Source organism: Streptomyces sp. NPDC090032, from assembly GCF_044748025.1.
Taxonomy (GTDB): Bacteria; Actinomycetota; Actinomycetes; order Streptomycetales; family Streptomycetaceae; genus Streptomyces.
Window position 1 is genome coordinate 144,701 of record NZ_JBIVFF010000003.1, and the last position, 17,294, is coordinate 161,994.

The window sequence follows — 17,294 nt, forward strand, 5'->3', positions numbered from 1 at the left end:
GGGGAGCCCCGTCCTACCGGCGCGGGGGAGACCCGTACTCACCTGATGGGGTAGCCAGTGGTTTTGAAAACCTTCGGCTGGTCGTTCGCAATTACTGCGCTCGGCTTGGTCGCGGCGGTGTTCTACGACGGATGGACAGCATTCGGGGTCGTCGCGATCCTTGCCGTCCTCGAGATCTCGCTGTCCTTCGACAACGCGGTGATCAACGCCGGAATTCTGAAGAAGATGAATGCCTTCTGGCAGAAGATCTTCCTCACGGTCGGTGTGCTGATCGCCGTCTTCGGTATGCGACTGGTCTTCCCCGTCGTGATCGTCGCGGTCAGTGCCAAGCTCGGCCCCATCGAGGCGGTCAAGCTCGCGCTCAACGACAAGGACAAGTACCAGCAGCTGGTGACCGACGCACACCCGTCGATCGCCGCGTTCGGTGGCATGTTCCTGTTGATGATCTTCCTCGACTTCGTCTTCGAGGAGCGGGACGTCCAGTGGCTGCGCTGGATCGAGCGTCCGCTCGCCAAGCTCGGCAAGGTCGACATGCTGTCGGTCTGCATTGCGATGATCGTGCTCCTGATCTCCTCGTTCACCGTGGCCACGCACGCCCACCAGCACGGTGGCGTCCATGTGGACAAGGCCGAGACGGTACTCATCTCCGGCATCGCCGGTCTGATCACGTATCTCATCGTGGGCGGTCTCTCCGGGTTCTTCGAAAACCGCCTCGAAGAGGAGGAGGAGCGCGAGCACGAGGCCGAGGAAGCGGCCAGGAAGAGCGGCAAGGCAGCGCCGGCCATAGTGATGGCGGGCAAGGCCGCGTTCTTCATGTTCCTCTACCTCGAGGTCCTGGACGCTTCGTTCTCCTTCGACGGAGTCATCGGCGCCTTCGCCATCACCAACGACATCGTGCTGATGGCGCTCGGCCTCGGTATCGGTGCCATGTACGTGCGTTCGCTCACGGTCTATCTGGTCCGCCAGGGCACCCTGGACGACTACGTGTTCCTGGAGCACGGCGCGCACTACGCGATCGGTGCCCTCGCCGTGATCCTCATGATCACGATCCAGTACGAGATCAACGAGGTCATCACGGGCCTGATCGGCGTCGTCCTGATCGCCTGGTCGTTCTGGTCGTCGGTGCGCCGCAACAAGCGAATCGCGGCCGCCGAGGGAAAAGCGACGGCCTCGGGCGAGAAGGCTGAGGTTTCGTCCGGGCTCTGATCCTGGAACGCTGTGAGCGGGGCGGTCTGCGAGGAGAACTCCTCACCGGCCGCCCCGTCGGCGTAACTGGACCATGAAACATGGGCACTTGGGGGCGAAATGTCCTTCTGGGACGGACTGTGGCGGGGGCGTGCGGCGGAGTTCGAGTCGGGCAGCGCCGCATCGAATTCCATCGAACTCACCAAGCGGCACCCGGTTGTCTCGCTCACCAAGCAGGGGGCGGCCACCGGAAATCTGCGCATCAACCTGTCCTGGCGGATGCGGACCTCGGACATCGGCGGCCCCGAGCGGGGGAGCCTGCTGCGGCACCCGTTCAAGCTGTTCAAGCCCGATGTGGTGCAGGCCCATACGCAGAGCATGGTCAATGTGGACCTCGACCTCGGCGTTCTGTATGAGCTGACCGACGGGGAGAAGGGCGTGGTCCAGCCGCTCGGCAACTTCTTCGGCGCGCTCAACGCGCCGCCGTACGTGAAGCTCAGCGGGGACGACCGCTTCGGCTCGGCGTCGGGGGAGACGATCTACGTCAATCTCGACCATCGCGAGTCCATCAAGCGACTGCTCGTGTTCGTCTACATCTACGACCAGACACCGGCGTTCGACCGTACGCACGCCCACGTCACGCTCTACCCGAGCAACGGCCCGCGGGTCGAGATCAGTCTCGACGAGCGCGCCCCGCAGGCCCGCTCCTGCGCCGTCGTCACGATCGAGAACGTCAAGGGCGAGCTGATCGTGCGCCGCGAGGTGAAGTTCGTGTACGGGTTCCAGGCCGAGCTGGACCGGCTGTACGGGTGGGGCCTTCAGTGGGGCCGGGGGTACAAGTCCAAGGTCGGGGAGCGCTAGGGCATCTCGGTGGATCAGACGCAGGGCCCGTGTTCCGTCGCCCGATCCGGCCCCGAGTCGCCCGGGGTCGGTCGCGGTCTCAGCGTGAGATGAACTGCGGGCCCTGCGGCGGCAGCGCGAAGTTCGGGTCGGGCAGTGGCTGCACCGGCTGCGGGTAGCCGTACGCGGGCTGGGTCGTCGGCACCGGCATGGCGAGCGGCGCGGGCTGCGTGGGCGCCGCGGGCGGATACCCGTACGACGGCTGGGGGGCGGGCTGGGGGAGCGAGGCGGCGACGGGCTGCCGCGCGGGTGCCTGCGGATACCCGTAGCCCGAACCTGAACCCGCACCTGAACCCCAATCCGGCCCTGAACCCGACCCCGTGAACGAGGAGGTGGCGGGGGCCGGTGGCGGGAACGGCGGCTCGGCGGCCGGCATCGGGCCCGGAGGGGACGACGCCGGAAGATCCGCCGCCGGCTCCGACTCGTCCACCGAGATGCCGAAGTCCGTGGCCAGACCGACCAGGCCGTTCGAGTAGCCCTCGCCCAGGGCGCGGAACTTCCAGCCCTCGCCGCGCCGGTACAGCTCGCCGCAGATCAGTGCCGTCTCGGCGCCCGTCTCCGGCTTCACGTCGAAGTGGGCGAGGGGCTCACCCTCCGCGACCGCCGCGTCGTAGATCAGGATCCGCAGGGCGGGTACACGGTCGAAGGGGACGTCGTCCGCCGAGGCCACGAGGAGGATGCGGCCGACCTCGGGGCCGAGGCCCGTCAGGTCCGACTGGATCGTGTCGGTGAGTCCGTCGGCGACGCGTTTCTTGCCGAGCCGCCAGACCTTGCCGGAGGGGTGCCTGGGCTGGTTGTAGAAGACGAAGTCCTCGTCGGACCGTACGCGACCGTCGGGGCCGAGGAGCAGCGCCGAGGCGTCGACGTCGGGCACGCCCTGGCCGGTGGCCCAGCGCAGCACGGCGCGGACCGCCGTGGCTTCGAGCGGGACGTTCGACCCCTTCAGCATCGCGTGCGTCATGCGGTCATCCTGCCTTCCCTGTCCTGGCCAGGACAACGCGGGGGCCCGAGACTGTGAGGACGAGCGACATACTCGACATGGGTGGGTTACCTGAATTTCATGCCCGATGGGAACCCTTGACATGGATCCCTACGTACTATTACCGGCCACTTAAATTCGGGCCCGAGCGGCACGACGGGGGAGTCTCATGCGTCATTTCGGGCATATCGCCCCTGGGGTGCGGCAGCGCCTGTTCCACCGGGAGCCCGGTGACTTCACCGCGGACTCGCCGCCCCGCATGCTCGCGGCGGCCCTCGGGGCCACGCTCTACAGTCCGGCCACGCGGACGCGCCTGGCCGACGACGTCCTCAAGCAGGCGGGCCGGGGCGTCGTCTCGATGGTGCTGTGCCTGGAGGACTCGATCGACGACGCCGAGGTCGTCGACGCCGAGGAGAACCTGGTCAGGCAATTCACCGACCTCGCGGCCAGGTCGGACGCGCGGCCTCCGCTTCTGTTCGTCCGGGTCCGCGCCGCCGGGCAGATCACCGACCTCGTGGACCGCCTCGGCCCCGCCGTGCGCCTGCTGTCCGGATTCGTGCTGCCGAAATTCACCGAGGAGCGGGGCGTGGCCTTCCTGGAGGCGCTCTCCGCGGCCGAGGCCGCCACGGGCCGGCGCCTCTTCGCGATGCCCGTTCTGGAGTCGCCCGAGCTCCTGCATCTGGAGACACGGGGCGACACCCTCGCCGGGATCGCCCGCACCGTCGACAAGTACCGCGACCGCGTCCTGGCCCTGCGCCTCGGCGTGACCGACTTCTGCTCCGCGTACGGGCTGCGCAGGCCGCCGGACATGACCGCGTACGACGTCCAGATCGTCGCCTCCGTGATCGGCGACGTGGTCAATCTGCTGGGCCGCGCCGACGGCACCGGCTTCACCGTGACCGGCCCCGTGTGGGAGTACTTCCGTCACCAGGAGCGGATGTTCAAGCCGCAGCTGCGCCGCAGCCCCTTCCTGGAGGGCCGGGCCGTCGAGCTGCGCCAGGCCCTCATCGAGCACGACATGGACGGGCTGCTGCGCGAGATCGAGCTGGACCGGGCCAACGGCCTGCTCGGTAAGACCTGCATCCACCCCTCGCACGTGATGCCCGTGCACGCGCTGTCGGTGGTCAGTCACGAGGAGTACGGCGATGCCCAGGACATCCTGCGGCCCGAGCGGGGCGGCGGTGGCGTCCTCAGATCCGCGTACACGAACAAGATGAATGAAGTGAAGCCGCACCGGGCCTGGGCCGAGCGGACCCTCCAGCGGGCGGAGGCCTTCGGTGTCGCCCGTGAGGACGTCGGCTTCGTCGACCTGCTCAACGCCGGCCTGCCCGCGTGACGAGTGCGCGAGTCATGATGAAACCAACGAAAAGGGGCGAAGTGGTCTGGTCGGGGACATGGGTAGCGGAGCGGCTCGGTGTCGAGCTCGTCGGTGACGAGGAGATACCCGGGCTGCTGGGCCTTGCCCTGCGCCGCAATCCCAAGCGGGCCCATCTGCTCGTGTCGAACGTCCTCGGCAAGCATGTGCCGCAGTCGCCGGCCGTGGTCTGGCGCGCCGGGTACGAGCTCGGTCTGCGGGTGCGCGAGCTGCTCGGCGACGACGCGGCGCGGCGGGCCGTCGTGCTCGGGTACGCCGAGACGGCGACGGGTCTCGGGCACTCCGTGGCCGACGGCCTGGGCCTCGCGCCGTATCTGCACTCGACGCGGCGCCCTGTCGACGGTGTGGCGCGCGCGGGCGGCTTCGAGGAGGCCCACTCGCACGCCACCTCGCATCTGCTGCTGCCGGAGGACCCCCGGCTCCTCGCGGGCGACGGGGCGCTCGTCCTCGTCGACGACGAGTTCTCCACGGGCAATACGGTCCTCAACACGATCCGCGCCCTGCACGAGCGCTACCCGCGCGGGCACTACGTCATCGTCGCCCTCGTCGACATGCGCTCGCCCGACGACCGGGGCCGCCTGGCCGACTTCGCCCGTGAGATCGGCGCCCGCGTCGACCTGATCGCGTCGGCGTCCGGCACCGTCAAGCTCCCCGACGACGTCCTCGCCAAGGGCCAGGCCCTGGTCGCCCGCCACGAGTCCGGCGCCGAGGCCCCGACGTCGCGCACGGGGCCCGGCAACGAGGCACTGACGGTGCCCGCAGAGCCGGGCAGCGTGACCCGCGTGGACCTCGGCTGGCCCGCGTCCGTGCCCGACGGAGGCCGGCACGGCTTCACGCCGGAGCACCGCGCGGCGCTCGACGCGGCGCTCCCCGCGATGGCCGCACGCCTGAGCACGCCCCTGGGGGACGCCCGCCGCGTACTCGTCCTCGGCTTCGAGGAGCTGATGTACGCGCCGCTTGCCCTGGCCCGCGAGGTCGAGAAGGGCACGCAGGCACAGGTGCGCTACTCCACCACGACCCGTTCGCCGGTCCTCGCCGTCGACGACCCCGGCTACGCGATCCGCACCCGCCTCGTCTTCCCCGCCCACGACGACCCGGCCGACGGGCCGGGCGAGCGCTACGCGTACAACGTCGCGGGCGGTGACTTCGACGCGATCGTCGCCGTCGTCGACTCCACCGCGGACACACCCGAACTGCACGCCCCCGACGGCCTGTTGGCGCGCCTCGCCGAGCACGCCCCGCGCGTGCTGCTCGCCGTCGTGCCTTCCTACGTCCCTCAGGGGACTGCCCCCGAAAGGCCCCTCGTGCCCCCCACGCTCCCTGAGCCGCTCCCTGAGCCCCTCCGCGGCCCCGCCTTCTCCTCGTACGCGCCCGACGAGGTCGGCTGGCTGCTCCAGGACCTCTCGGACGTCGAGCTGGAGGCGCCCACCGAGGAGCGCGAGGAGGCGATACAGGGCGGTGGCGCGCACTACGCCGAGTCGCTGCCCGTCGAGTACCAGCCGAGCGCCGAGTACCAGGCGCTGTTCCAGTCCGCCCTCGAGGTGTCCGCCGCACGGATCGCGCAGGCCGTCGGCGTCGTGACCGAGACCGTGCTCGCGGAACGGTCCCCCCGCCCGGTGCTCGTCTCGCTCGCCCGCGCCGGGACACCCGTCGGTGTGCTGATGCGCCGCTGGGCGCAGGCGCGGCACGGCCTCGACCTGCCGCACTACGCCGTGTCGATCGTCCGCGGCCGCGGCATCGACGCGAACGCGCTGCGCTGGCTCGCCGCCCACCACGACCCGGCCGACGTCGTCTTCGTCGACGGCTGGACCGGCAAGGGCGCGATCACCCGCGAACTGGCCGAAGCACTCAAGACCCATCAGCGAAATGAGGGCGGACCCGGGTTCGACCCGGAGATCGCGGTGCTCGCCGACCCCGGTTCCTGCGTGCGCACGTACGGCACCCGCGAGGACTTCCTCATCCCGTCCGCGTGCCTCAACTCGACGGTCTCCGGCCTGATATCGCGTACGGTGCTGCGCGCCGACCTCGTCGGTCCGAACGACTTCCACGGCGGCAAGTTCTACCGCGGGCTCGCGGACGCGGACGTGTCCACGCACTTCCTCGACACCGTCGAGGCCCGTTTCGACGAGGTCGCCGACGCCGTGGACGCCCAGGTCAAGGAGATGCTCTCCGCCGACCGCTCGCCCACCTGGGAGGGCTGGGCGGCTGTCGAGCGGATCAGCGAGGAGTACGGCATCCACGACGTGAACCTGGTGAAGCCCGGCGTCGGCGAGACGACCCGTGTGCTGCTGCGCCGCGTCCCGTGGAAGATACTCGCCCGCGCGGGCGCCGGAGCCGACCTCGACCACGTACGCCTGCTCGCCGAGCAGCGCGGGGTCCCGGTCGAGGAGGTCGCCGAACTCCCCTACACCTGCGTCGGGTTGATCCACCCGAAGTACACGCGGGGCGCCACCGGCGCGGACGGCAAGGCGGTGGCCGCGAAGTGAGCGCCACGCCCGTCGCTCTGGTTGCCAGCGACCTCGACCGCACCCTGATCTACTCCGCCGCGGCCCTCGGCCTGACGATGCCCGATGCCCAGGCACCGCGCCTGCTGTGCGTCGAGGTCTACGAGGGCAAGCCCCTCTCCTACGTCACCGAGGACGCGGCAGCGCTGCTCGGTGAACTCGGCCGCAGCGCCCTCTTCGTCCCGACGACGACCCGCACCCGCGAGCAGTACGGGCGCATCCATCTCCCGGGGCCCGCACCGCAGTTCGCGATCTGCGCCAACGGCGGGCACCTGCTGGTGGACGGGGTGTCCGACCCCGACTGGCGGGCGGCGGTCGACGAGCGGCTCGCCGCGCAGTGCGCGCCGCTCGACGAGGTGCGGGCGCATCTGGTGCGGACGGCCGACCCGGCGTGGCTCCTGAAGGAGCGCGTCGCCGAGGACCTCTTCGCGTATCTCGTGGTCGAGCGGTCCCTGCTCCCGGAGGGCTGGGTCAAGGAACTCGCCGTCTGGGCGGAGAGCCGCGGCTGGACGGTCTCCCTCCAGGGCCGCAAGATCTACGCCGTGCCCAAGCCGCTCACCAAGAGTGCGGCCATGCGTGAGGTGGTCCGCCGCTCCGGCGCCGACGTCACGCTCGCGGCCGGCGACTCCTTGCTCGACGCGGACCTGCTGCTCGCTGCCGACCACGCCTGGCGCCCCGGCCACGGCGAGCTGGCGGACGCGGGCTGGACGGCGCCGCACGTCACGGCCCTGGAGGACCGGGGCGTCGCGGCGGGCGAGACGATCCTGCGGGAGCTGATCGAGAGGGTCCGGCAGCCGCGTACGTACGCCTAAGGGACCTGTACGTATCCCTGAGGGACGCGTACGTACCCCTGAGGGACCCGTACGTTCACCCGCAGCAACCCCCGCCGCAGCATCCCCCGCCCCCGCCGCCTGCGGGGCGGGCCGGGGCGGAGGCCGATGCCGTGCCGCCCACGGCGACGGTCGACAGCAGCTTCACCGTGTCGTCGTGGCCCGCGGGGCAGTCCGCGGGGGCCGAGGACTCGGCCATGGGGCGGCTCAGTTCGAACGTGTCGCCGCAGGTCCGGCAGCGGTACTCGTAGCGTGGCATGGGCACAGGTTAGCTGGCCGTGCCGGGCGTGCGTCAGCGTACGACCGTCCCCTGGCCCGCCCCGAGCAGCCCGAGTTCCGCCCGGGTGGGTGCCCCCTCCCAGTCGCCCGGCTGCGCGACCGCGAAGGCGCCCGTCGTCACCGCCCGGTCGAGGCGCCCGGCGGTGTCCTCGCCGTCGAGGAGCGCGGAGAGATAGCCGGCGACGAAGGCGTCACCGGCCCCGACCGCGTCCACCGCGCGCACCGGCCGCGCCGGGACGCGTAGCTCACCGTCGGCAGTGTGGGCGATCGCCCCGTCCGCGCCGAGCTTGACGACGACCTCGCGCACCCCGAGATCGAGGAGCGCCTTGACCGGGTCAGGCCCGGGGGGCGCGCACAGTGGCAGCTCGTCGTCGGAGGCGATCAGGACATCCACGTACGGGATCCAGTCGCGCAGTTCCTCGGTGGCCGCCTCCGGCCTCCACAGCCGGGAGCGGTAGTTGGCGTCCAGGCTGACCTGAACGCCGTGTTCGCGGGCGAGCCGCAGGGCGCGTCGGCACGCGTCGCGCGCGGAGGTGCTGAGTGCGGGCGTGATCCCCGTCAGATGCAGGACGCGGGGCGGCGGACCGGCCGAGAAGGCCCGCTCGACGCAGTCGGTATCGAGCCGCGAACCCGCCGAGCCCGCACGGTAGTACTGCACTCGCGTCACTTCCGGCAGCCGCGGCTCGAAGAGGATCAGGCCCGTGGGGGCGGCGGCGTCACGGGTGACACAGGACGTGTCGACGCCCTCGGCGCGCAGTGTGCGCAGGACCAGTTCGCCCACCTCGTCGGCGCCGACGGCGCCCGCCCAGCGGACGCTGTGGCCGAGCCGGGTGAGGCCGATGGCGACGTTCGACTCGGCGCCCGCGACGGACAGGTCCATCGAACCGCCCAGCTTGAACGGGCCGTGGCCGCGCAGCGCGACCATCGTCTCGCCGAAGGTGAGTACGTCGAGGGGGGAGGCGGGGGCCCCGGCAGAAGAGGGGCTCGCCGAACCCGAACCCGAACCCGAACCCGAAGCAGAGGCGGAAGCTGACGCCGTCATCCGCACACCGCCTTGAACTCGGCCGCCCGCTTGCGCAGTTGACCCAGGTCGCCGCCGTCCGCCGCGTCGCCGATGAGCGGCGAGCCGACCCCGACCGCGATGGCGCCGCCCTCCAGGTACGCGGTAGCCGCCGCCGCGTCGACCCCGCCCACCGGCACGAACGGCGTCCGGGGGAACGGCCCCCGCAGCGCCTTCAGATACGACGGTCCACCCATCGCGGACGCGGGGAAGATCTTCAGGGCCGTCACCCCGGAGGCCTCGGCCGCGATGACGTCGGTCGGCGTGAGCACCCCGGCGAGCACGGGCAGGCCCTGCCGCAGGGACTCGTCGACCCCGGCGCCGAGCCCGGGCGTCACGATGAGGTTCGCCCCCGCCTCGGCCGCCTCGCGGGCGTCACCGGCGGTCAGGACCGTGCCCGCGCCCAGCCAGACGTCGTCGCCGAGCTCGGCCCGCGCCCTGCGGATCACCGTGAGGGCGTCACGGCCGCTGAGGGACACCTCCACCAGCGGGATTCCGGCCTCGGCCAGGGCCATGACCGTACGGAACGACGCGTCGGCGTCGCTCCCCCGGACGATCGCCACGAGCCGCTCGGCGCGCAGTGCTGTAGTGAAGTCCATGGTGCTCTCCCTCGGTTCCTTTCATGGGGGGCGTGTGTTGCGTGGGGCGTGGGTTGGTGGGCCGTGTGGTCGGTGAGGCGTGTCGTGGGGCGGTCGGCAGAGTTCCCGCAGGGTCCGTCACCACTCGGCGAACGAGCCGTCCTCGTAGCGCCACACGGGGTTGCGCCAGGCGTGGCCCTTGGCGTCGGCCGCGCGTACGGCCGCCTCGTCGATGTCGACCCCGAGGCCGGGCCGTTCCGTGCGCAGCAGCGATCCCGCGACGAAACGGAACGGCTCGCGGTCGGTGACGTAGTCGAGGAGCTCGGCGTCCTTGTTGTAGTGGATGCCGATCGACTGCTCCTGAATGAGGAAGTTCGGTGTGGTGAAGGCGATTTGGAGGCTCGCGGCGAGGGCCACGGGGCCGAGCGGGCAGTGCGGCGCGATGTGAGCCCCGTACATCTCGGCGAGCGCGGCGATGCGGCGCAGCTCGGAGATGCCGCCCGCGTGCGAGATGTCGGGCTGCACCACGGCGACGCCGGCTTCGAGCGGGACGTGGAACTCCCGCCGGGTGAAGAGCCGTTCACCGAGCGCGATCGGGATGTTGGACGCGTTCACCAGGTCGGGGACGGCCTGCATGTGGTCGGAGAGGACGGGCTCCTCGACGAACAGGGGCGCGTACTCGGCGAGCAGAGGAAGCAGCCGGCGGGCGTTCGCGGGGGAGACGCGGCCGTGGAAGTCGAGCGCGAAGTCCCGTTCGTCGCCCAGGACTTCACGGGCCGTCTCCGCGCGCAGCAGGCACGCGCGGACCTCCTCGCGGGTGGCGAGCGGTGTCATGCGCCCGCTGCCGTTCATCTTCACTGCCGTGAACCCGGCCTCGACCTGGGCGCTCACCGCGTCCCTGACCTCGCTCGGCTCGTCGCCTCCCACCCAGGCGTACGCGCGGATCCGCTCACGCACAGGACCGCCGAGCAACTGGTGCACCGGCTGTCCGTACGTCTTGCCCTTGATGTCCCACAGCGCCTGGTCGAGCCCGGCGACGGCGGAGGACAGGACCGGACCGCCGCGGTAGAAGCCGCCCTTGGTCATGACCTGCCAGTGGTCCTCGATGCGCAGCGGGTCCTGGCCGACCAGATACTCGGCGAGCACCTCGACGGCGGCCCGCACGGGCTCCGCACGCCCCTCGACGACGGGCTCGCCCCAGCCGACGACCCCTTCGTCCGTCTCCACGCGGACGAACATCCAGCGGGGCGGGGCGAGGAAGGTCTCGATGCGGGCGATCTTCACGTAGGGGTTCCTCTCGGGGTGTACGTAGGGGTCCCCTCCCGGGGTGTTACGAGGGCGGGGCGAGACGGGGGCGAGGTGTCAGGGATGGCCGCGCCGGGACAGTTCGATCACTTCGAGCATCGCCGCGTACGCGCCGTCCTGGTCCCGCGCGCGGACGCGGTCGGCGACCAGGGCGTGGGCGGGCAGCGGGTGCTCGTGCCGTCCGGCGTGCACGAGCCGGTCCCGTAGGACCAGGGCCGGGATGATGACGCGCCGCATCTGCGCGAAGAAGGGGTTGCCGGAGGCGGTGAGGAGAGCCGTGTGGAAGGAGGCGTCCGCCCGCACGGCGAGGACGGGGTCGCTGTCGGTCATGACGGGGCCGGTCATGACGGGCGTCTGCTCGGCGGCGGCCATCGCGCTGAGTGCCGCGTCGAGGGCGGCGAGATCCGCGTCCGTGCGGTGCAGCGCGGCGAGCGCGGCCGCGGCGGGCTCGACGGCGCGGCGCAGCTCAAGGAGATCGGTGAAGAAGGCGCCGGGCGCGCCGGAGTCGATCGTCCAGCGCAGGACGTCACTGTCGAGGAGGTTCCAGTCGTCGCGCGGGCGCACGAACGTTCCCCGCTTCTGCCGGGCGTCCAGCAGGCCTTTCGTGGTCAGCACCTTGATCGCCTCGCGCAGGACGGTCTGGCTGACGTCCAGCTCGGCCATCAGCCCCGGCAGATCGAGGAGATCCCCCTCCGCGTACGTCCCGTCGAAGATCCGCCGGGCGAGCGCCTCCACGACGACCCGGTGGACGCCGCGCCCGGTGTACGAGACCCCCGGCGTGCCGTCCGGGCCCGTGCTGTCCGTGCCCGTGCCCGTGCTGTCCCGGCTCGGGCTGCCCCTGTCCTTGCGCGTCATGGGGGCAGCCTCGCACGCGGGCCAGTTATTTATCAATTATTCTCGGCGGGCCGGGCCCATCAGTGATCTTGGTGGTGGTCCCGCTGGTCCCGGTGGTCCCGGTCGTCCCGGGTGCCTTGGCGACCTCAGGGGTGGCGTGCGGATGCCGGGCGGCGCGGGCGCGCTCCTCGCGGGCGGCGGTTTCCGGGTGGCGCGCACGCCAGTACGGGTTGTCGTGCGGCAGCGTTCCGCTGACGCGCCCGTACATTCCGAAGGCCATGAGCATCACGCCGACCACGAAGCTGAACAGAACGTTCTGGATCTTGAACGCGAGGAAGTTGTAGTCGGTCTGGAGCAGGGCGAGGTTCACGAAGCCGCTGAGGATGAACAGGATGCCGACGGTCATGTTGATCGTCGAGGCGACGTTCCGTCCGATGACCATGCCGGCGAACAGCAGGGCGCCGAAGAGGATCGACAGGACGCTGAGGGCACCGTTGGTGTTCAGGCCGGCGACCTTGTCGCCGCCGGTGTCGAAGAATCCGATCTGGTCGATGAGTCCCAGGATGCCGAACGCGACCAGCACGAGCCCCATCAGGCCCGCGCCTATCCGGTAGACCTTGCTCAGTCCGTGGTCGACGGGCAGATGATCGTCGAGAACGACACGCGGATGCCGGAGCCGGGGAGCTGGGCGGATTTCGGGTACATGCGTGGCCATGCTCGCCTCCCTTGCACGTACGTATCTCAAGGATCCGCCCGTAGCCCCGAGGGCGCCAACAGGGACGGGGCACGGAGGCCACGCAGGAGCGTGGTGGCTCAGGAGGGGGCGCCGCGTTCTTCCCTGATCTGCGCGACGACGCGAGTGACCGTCTGCCGGACGGCCTCCGTCTCCGTGAGGAAGTGCCAGTAGTCGGGGTGGCGCCCCTCGAGAGCGGCGACGGCGCGGTCCAGACGGGCCACGGAGTCGTCGAGGGGGCGAGCGTGCCGGGGCTCGGGTGTGCTGCGCCCCGACATGGCGAGTCGCTGCGCGTCCCGGATGGCGAACCGCGTCCGGTCGATCTCCTGCTGCGGGTCCTTCGCCACGGCGTTCAGCCGGTGCAGCCGGTCGGAGGCGGCGGACACGTCCTCGTCCGTCGTGTTCAGCAGAGCCCGGACCGTCGACAGGAGCGACGTCGCGTCCGGCCAGCGCTGCTCGTCCCGCGCCGTACGCGCCTCGGCCAGCTTCCGCTCCGCCTGCCGTACGTTCTCCGCGGCGCGCTCCGGCACGTGCTGGAGGTCCTGCCAGCAGGGGGCCGTGAACCGTCTGCGCAGCTCGCTCAGGACGGGCTCGACCTGCCCGGCCCGCGTCGTCAGGGCCTGCGCGCGGGTTCGCAGCGAGACGAGGCGGCGATCGATCTCGGCAGCGCGCTCCGGCAGCCGCTGGGCCTCGGCCCGCACGGCTTCGGCATCCCGGGCGACCCGCTCGGCGCGCTCCAGGGTCTCCGGCACGCCGTGCTGTCCCGCGCCCTGGTTGAGCCGGGTGAGCTCGGGGCCGAGGGCGGCGAGGCGGGCGGCGAGATCGTCGGCCTTGAGTCCGGCGCCGCGCACGGCGTCCAGGGAATTGCTCGCCGCGAGGAGCGCCTGGCGCGCCCGCTCGACGGCGGGGGCCAGCCGAGCCAGCTGCGTCTCGGCCTTCCCGAGCAGCGGCCCGAGGCCCTGCGAGAACCGGTCGAGGTCCAGCTTCACCTTGGTCAGCTCGTCCTTGGCCCGGCTCAGCTCGGCGCGCGCCCGAGAGGCGACCGAGGCCTCCAGGCCGTCCCGGTCGAGGTCGTGCGCATCCACGGCGGTGATGTACTGCAGGCTGGCCTCGTCGATCCGCCGGCCGAGGGCCTCGAAGTCGGAGACGGTGCGGCGCGCGGCGGGCGAGTCGTCGACCGCCGTGATGGTCTCGATGGAGATCCGCAGATCGCGCTGGGCGGTGTCGAGTTCGTAGAACGCGGCCGCGGCGGCGTCCTTGGCGGCCTGCGCCTCCGCCCGCTGGCTTTCCCCGCGCCCGAACCAGCGCCGGGTGCCACCCCCGGCGAACGCGGCCGGTGCCGCGGCGACGGCCACGGCGATGAGAGGCAGCGGAAGCAGGACGAGCCCGAGCAGATCGCGAAGCGCGGCACGCGGTCGCATCGACGACGCATACGGTCGCATCGATGACGCGTACGGCCGCATCGGTGGTGTCGCCGTCACTACCCTCTCCCGTGCTGCCCTCGCCCGTGCCCTCATCCGCCCTGCCCGCTGTCATTCTCCCACCGGTTAATGACGAACACACGGGCCGGATAGTTCGCTCTGGGCCCCGGGACTTTGCCGGACGATACGGGTTTGCGGGGTACCGCCACGGGCAAGGTAGGCTGTCGAATCATCCCGGGCGCGTAGCTCAGTGGTAGAGCGCTGCCCTTACAAGGCAGATGTCGGCGGTTCGAAACCGTCCGCGCCCACCTGGGAAAAGACCCCCAACCGTTCTCGGCTGGGGGTCTTTGACATCCAGGGCTGACATCAACGCCCATGGTCACTCACGGTCGAGCCGCCTTCTGAGCAGCCGATCCATGTGGCTGACCGCCTCGCGCTGCGTGTCCTGGACGACGTGCGTGTAGACGTTCATGGTGACCGCGATCTGACTGTGCCCAAGGATCTCCATCACGACGCGAGGCGCCACGCCGGCCGCAGTGAGCAGGGTCGCGGTGCCGTGCCGGGCGTCATGCAGCCGGATCACGCGGAGCCCGGCGCTCGCGGCAACCCGGGTGAACGAGCGGTACACATTCCGCGGCTCGATCGGCCGACCGGTGCGTGTCGTGAAGACGTAGTCGCTCTCCACCCAACCAGCGCCGGCACGCTCGCGCACAGCCGCCTGTCGCAGACGCTGCCACCGGAGGGGTGCCACGCAGATCGCGGGAAGCGGTAGAGACTGCTTGCGCCGACGCCCTTTCGGATCATCGTCGTACGCTTCCCCGCCGACGCGCTGTCGTTGCTTCCGGACCCGGATGACGCGCTTCTCGAGGTCGACGTCCTGCCATCGCAGACCAACGATCTCGCCCCGACGGAAGCCGAGCGCGATGGCGAGCATGAATGCGGCGTAGAGCGGGTCCTTGCGAGCCGCAGTGAGGAAGTCGAGGGTCTCGTCCAGCGACCAGGGCGACAGGTCCCGCGACTCGACCTGGGGCGGTTCGACGAGCGACACGACGTTGCGCGTGATCAGCTCCTCGCGGCAGGCAGCCGACAGGGCCGAGCGCAGAACCTTGTGCGACTCCTTGGCGGTTGCCGCGGTCGCCTCTCGCTCCATTCGGTTGAGGAAGCGACGGACATCGGCGACGCTCAGCGATTCGAGCTGCTTCGTACCGAGCATCGGCACCAGGTAAAGGCGAACGTGCACCTCGTACTTGGCGTACGTCGTGCGCTTGCGCCGCGGCTTGATGACGTTCTCCAGCCAGTACGGCAACCAGTCGGCAAGCCTGGCCGACTTTGTGGGCACCGGGACCCCGGAGGCGACCTTGGCGAGGAGTTCACGGCGCTTGGTGTCGCACTCCTGCCAAGTCTGGCCGTAGGCGAACTTACGGGCGCGGGTGCCGTCCGGCTGCAGGACGTAGACCGCTGCCTGATAGCGCCCGTCCTTGCGCTTGGTGATCGTGCCCGCGCCGTTGGGATTCCGCTTGCGCTGAGCGGCCATCAGGCAGCTTCCTCGATCCGGTCGCGGATGTAGTCCTGAACAGCGCTCTCGGGAATGCGGCGGCAGCGACCTTCCGTGATGGAGACGAGACGCTTCGAGCGGATCAGGTCGTAGACCTTCGAGCGTCCGTACCTGAGCCGCGCCATGGTCTCTTTCACGGTGAGGAGTTCCGTGGCAGTGGTGGACGTCATGCTGTGGCCCCTTCCAGAGCTCGTTGGTCTTGCAAGGCTTCGCGTGCGGTCTCGCGGTTCCGCTGGAGGTTCCGGGCGATGGTGGCGGCGAGGGCGGATTCGCCGGGGGTGTGGCCATGGCCGGCGTATTGCCAGTCGGCCAGGACGAGGACGGTGTCCGGCTCGCGGTCGTCCAGGCCGAGGGCTTGGCGTTCCTGCGCGGCGCGGAAGTCGGCGCGGGCCTGGCGGAGTTCGCCGAGGGTGGTGGAGTAGCGGCGGGACTTGGAGGAGAAGTGGCCGCGGAAGCCGAGCATGTGAGCCCAGGCCCACAGCCGCCGTTCGGGGTAGAGCGGATCGAGCTGCTTGCATGCCTCGATCAGCCGGCGGGTGTGGTCGGGGATCTGGTGGCGGTCGAGTTCGGCGAGTTCGCCGATGCGGCGGTCGAGGGTGCCGGTGTTCTCGGCGGCCTTGGTGGCGTACTTGGCGACGTAGGAGGCGACGGCCTGCTCGGTGATGTCGGAGCCGTCGCCGAAGGCCTTGACGGGGCGTACGTCGAGCTGGGTGCCCCAGCGGAACGTGCGGGCCGGTTGGTCGGCGGCGGCCGGGACGGACACCGATGTGTAGCTGTGCGAGGCAGCTGCGTGGATCGCGTCGGTGAGGAGCGTGACCGTGGCCCAGGACGGCGGCGGGGTTTCGGGGCCGTCTTGGCCGTCGATGCGGATTACGGCATGGAAATGCAGGGCGCCGCGCTTCTGGAACTCGGCGACCTTGCCGTAGGAGAGGCGGGCCGCTTCCTTCAGTTCGCGTTGGGAGAGGCCGGCGCGGGCGGCGATCTCGCGGCGGAGCCGGTTGGTGAAGCGCTGCCAGAGGTCGCCCGCGTGGTTGTTGAACAGGACGGCGGCGGCGTAGTCGTACGTCTCCGGATCGAGTGCCGTGCCGAGCGCGGGGTCGGCGGCGGGGTGGTGGGTGCCGCAGCGGCAGATGTCTCGGTCGGGGCGGTTGTGTACGGGGCCGAAGGACGGGGCGGTGAGGGTGGCGAAGACGCGGGGGTGGTCGCGGACCGTGGAGGGGATGTCCCGGTTGTCGTCTCCGGCCAGGCCCGCGCGGATGAGGTGGTAGGTGTCGCCCGCGTAGGTCCAGGCGCAGGAGGGGCAGCGGGAGGCGCGGCGGTTGCCGCAGGCGAGGCGGAGGCGTCCGCCCGGCTCACTCTCGGTCGAGTAGTGGTGCAGGGTCTCGCCGGTCGTCTTGTCCTTGCTGAGGGTCCAGCCGGTGAGGTGAATCGGGTCGGCGCAGCCGCCGGTTCGGCGGATCTGCTCGTGCCAGCGGTCGAAGTCGTCGGCCGAGGCCACCCTCAGCAGGTCGCCGAGGGTGGTCGGGTCGAGGAGCGCGTCAGACACGGGCACCCTCCCGGACAGGCGAGCGGTGTGCCGCGCCGGTGCCGTGGCAGGCCGTGCAGTGGGCGGTGATGGTCCGCAGGTGGCCGTTCCGGTCGCGGCCGCCGAGGGTGATGGCGGCGGAGGCGAAGCCGTCGCAGTTCGGGCAGATCCGGGACGGCGGGCGGGTGTGGTGCGCCATGCTTGGGGTTCCTTTCGATTGCGGTTGGAAGG

At 70.9% G+C, this 17,294-nt stretch carries 17 protein-coding genes and 1 tRNA gene; 6 read left to right on the plus strand and 12 right to left on the minus strand.

The window, feature by feature from the left end:
- Nucleotides 1-57 precede the first annotated feature (57 nt).
- On the plus strand, nucleotides 58-1,206 hold the full coding sequence (locus ACIPWY_RS07645) for a DUF475 domain-containing protein (protein WP_362899494.1): 1,149 nt from the start codon (nucleotides 58-60) through the stop codon (nucleotides 1,204-1,206).
- 99 nt (nucleotides 1,207-1,305) lie between these two features.
- On the plus strand, nucleotides 1,306-2,046 hold the full coding sequence (locus ACIPWY_RS07650) for a Tellurium resistance (RefSeq protein ID WP_362899495.1): 741 nt from the start codon (nucleotides 1,306-1,308) through the stop codon (nucleotides 2,044-2,046).
- Between the two features lie 79 nt (nucleotides 2,047-2,125).
- On the opposite strand, the gene ACIPWY_RS07655 is transcribed toward ACIPWY_RS07650, so the two are convergent.
- Nucleotides 2,126-3,046 carry a TerD family protein gene (locus tag ACIPWY_RS07655; RefSeq protein WP_401532455.1) on the minus strand — a complete coding sequence of 307 codons (921 nt, stop codon included), beginning with the start codon at nucleotides 3,044-3,046 and terminating at the stop codon, nucleotides 2,126-2,128.
- A 187-nt stretch (nucleotides 3,047-3,233) separates the two neighbouring features.
- On the opposite strand from ACIPWY_RS07655, the gene ACIPWY_RS07660 reads away from it, so the two are divergent.
- The 3 genes from ACIPWY_RS07660 to ACIPWY_RS07670 are packed head-to-tail and all read left to right on the plus strand — an operon-like array spanning nucleotide 3,234 to nucleotide 7,755.
- The gene (locus ACIPWY_RS07660) at nucleotides 3,234-4,400 is read left to right on the plus strand and encodes an HpcH/HpaI aldolase/citrate lyase family protein (RefSeq protein ID WP_401532456.1); all 1,167 of its coding nucleotides are present in this window, start codon (nucleotides 3,234-3,236) and stop codon (nucleotides 4,398-4,400) included.
- A 14-nt stretch (nucleotides 4,401-4,414) separates the two neighbouring features.
- Nucleotides 4,415-6,925, plus strand: coding sequence for a phosphoribosyltransferase (locus tag ACIPWY_RS07665; protein ID WP_401532457.1), 2,511 nt, complete (start codon nucleotides 4,415-4,417; stop codon nucleotides 6,923-6,925).
- Complete coding sequence (locus ACIPWY_RS07670) at nucleotides 6,922-7,755, plus strand: HAD family hydrolase (RefSeq protein ID WP_401532458.1); 834 nt, start codon at nucleotides 6,922-6,924, stop codon at nucleotides 7,753-7,755. Before ACIPWY_RS07665 ends, ACIPWY_RS07670 begins: the two co-directional genes overlap by 4 nt.
- A 55-nt stretch (nucleotides 7,756-7,810) precedes the next feature.
- Here the strand turns inward: ACIPWY_RS07670 and ACIPWY_RS07675 are convergent, their stop codons facing one another.
- The 7 genes from ACIPWY_RS07675 to ACIPWY_RS07705 all read right to left on the minus strand — a co-directional run bounded on the left by ACIPWY_RS07675 (nucleotide 7,811) and on the right by ACIPWY_RS07705 (nucleotide 14,043).
- Complete coding sequence (locus tag ACIPWY_RS07675) at nucleotides 7,811-8,032, minus strand: zinc ribbon domain-containing protein (protein ID WP_362899505.1); 222 nt, start codon at nucleotides 8,030-8,032, stop codon at nucleotides 7,811-7,813.
- Nucleotides 8,033-8,065: 33 nt separating this feature from the next.
- On the minus strand, nucleotides 8,066-9,094 hold the full coding sequence (locus ACIPWY_RS07680; RefSeq protein ID WP_401532459.1) for a sugar kinase: 1,029 nt from the start codon (nucleotides 9,092-9,094) through the stop codon (nucleotides 8,066-8,068).
- Nucleotides 9,091-9,711, minus strand: coding sequence for a bifunctional 4-hydroxy-2-oxoglutarate aldolase/2-dehydro-3-deoxy-phosphogluconate aldolase (locus tag ACIPWY_RS07685; RefSeq protein WP_362899508.1), 621 nt, complete (start codon nucleotides 9,709-9,711; stop codon nucleotides 9,091-9,093). Before ACIPWY_RS07685 ends, ACIPWY_RS07680 begins: the two co-directional genes overlap by 4 nt.
- Nucleotides 9,712-9,828: 117 nt before the next feature.
- Nucleotides 9,829-10,974: a galactonate dehydratase gene (dgoD, locus tag ACIPWY_RS07690; protein ID WP_401532460.1), complete on the minus strand. Its 1,146-nt coding sequence runs from the start codon at nucleotides 10,972-10,974 to the stop codon at nucleotides 9,829-9,831.
- 78 nt (nucleotides 10,975-11,052) lie between these two features.
- Nucleotides 11,053-11,850: an FCD domain-containing protein gene (locus tag ACIPWY_RS07695; protein ID WP_362899512.1), complete on the minus strand. Its 798-nt coding sequence runs from the start codon at nucleotides 11,848-11,850 to the stop codon at nucleotides 11,053-11,055.
- 25 nt (nucleotides 11,851-11,875) lie between these two features.
- The gene (locus ACIPWY_RS07700; protein WP_401532461.1) at nucleotides 11,876-12,544 is read right to left on the minus strand and encodes a DUF4383 domain-containing protein; all 669 of its coding nucleotides are present in this window, start codon (nucleotides 12,542-12,544) and stop codon (nucleotides 11,876-11,878) included.
- Nucleotides 12,545-12,642: 98 nt separating this feature from the next.
- Nucleotides 12,643-14,043 carry a hypothetical protein gene (locus ACIPWY_RS07705; RefSeq protein ID WP_393697986.1) on the minus strand — a complete coding sequence of 467 codons (1,401 nt, stop codon included), beginning with the start codon at nucleotides 14,041-14,043 and terminating at the stop codon, nucleotides 12,643-12,645.
- Between the two features lie 176 nt (nucleotides 14,044-14,219).
- Between ACIPWY_RS07705 and ACIPWY_RS07710 the strand changes: the two genes are divergently transcribed.
- Nucleotides 14,220-14,291: transfer RNA gene (locus ACIPWY_RS07710), tRNA-Val, on the plus strand.
- Between the two features lie 71 nt (nucleotides 14,292-14,362).
- Here the strand turns inward: ACIPWY_RS07710 and ACIPWY_RS07715 are convergent.
- From ACIPWY_RS07715 to ACIPWY_RS07730, 4 genes are read right to left on the minus strand one after another with little or no spacing between them, the layout of a single operon-like run.
- Complete coding sequence (locus tag ACIPWY_RS07715) at nucleotides 14,363-15,517, minus strand: tyrosine-type recombinase/integrase (protein WP_393697988.1); 1,155 nt, start codon at nucleotides 15,515-15,517, stop codon at nucleotides 14,363-14,365.
- Nucleotides 15,517-15,708, minus strand: coding sequence for a helix-turn-helix domain-containing protein (locus ACIPWY_RS07720; protein WP_362899519.1), 192 nt, complete (start codon nucleotides 15,706-15,708; stop codon nucleotides 15,517-15,519). The genes ACIPWY_RS07715 and ACIPWY_RS07720 overlap by 1 nt, the downstream gene beginning before the upstream one ends.
- Nucleotides 15,705-17,084, minus strand: a complete 1,380-nt coding sequence (repSA, locus tag ACIPWY_RS07725) for a replication initiator protein RepSA (protein WP_393697990.1) — start codon at nucleotides 17,082-17,084, stop codon at nucleotides 15,705-15,707. The genes ACIPWY_RS07720 and repSA overlap by 4 nt, the downstream gene beginning before the upstream one ends.
- The gene (locus tag ACIPWY_RS07730) at nucleotides 17,077-17,262 is read right to left on the minus strand and encodes a hypothetical protein (protein WP_356328771.1); all 186 of its coding nucleotides are present in this window, start codon (nucleotides 17,260-17,262) and stop codon (nucleotides 17,077-17,079) included. The genes repSA and ACIPWY_RS07730 overlap by 8 nt, the downstream gene beginning before the upstream one ends.
- Nucleotides 17,263-17,294: the final 32 nt, after the last annotated feature.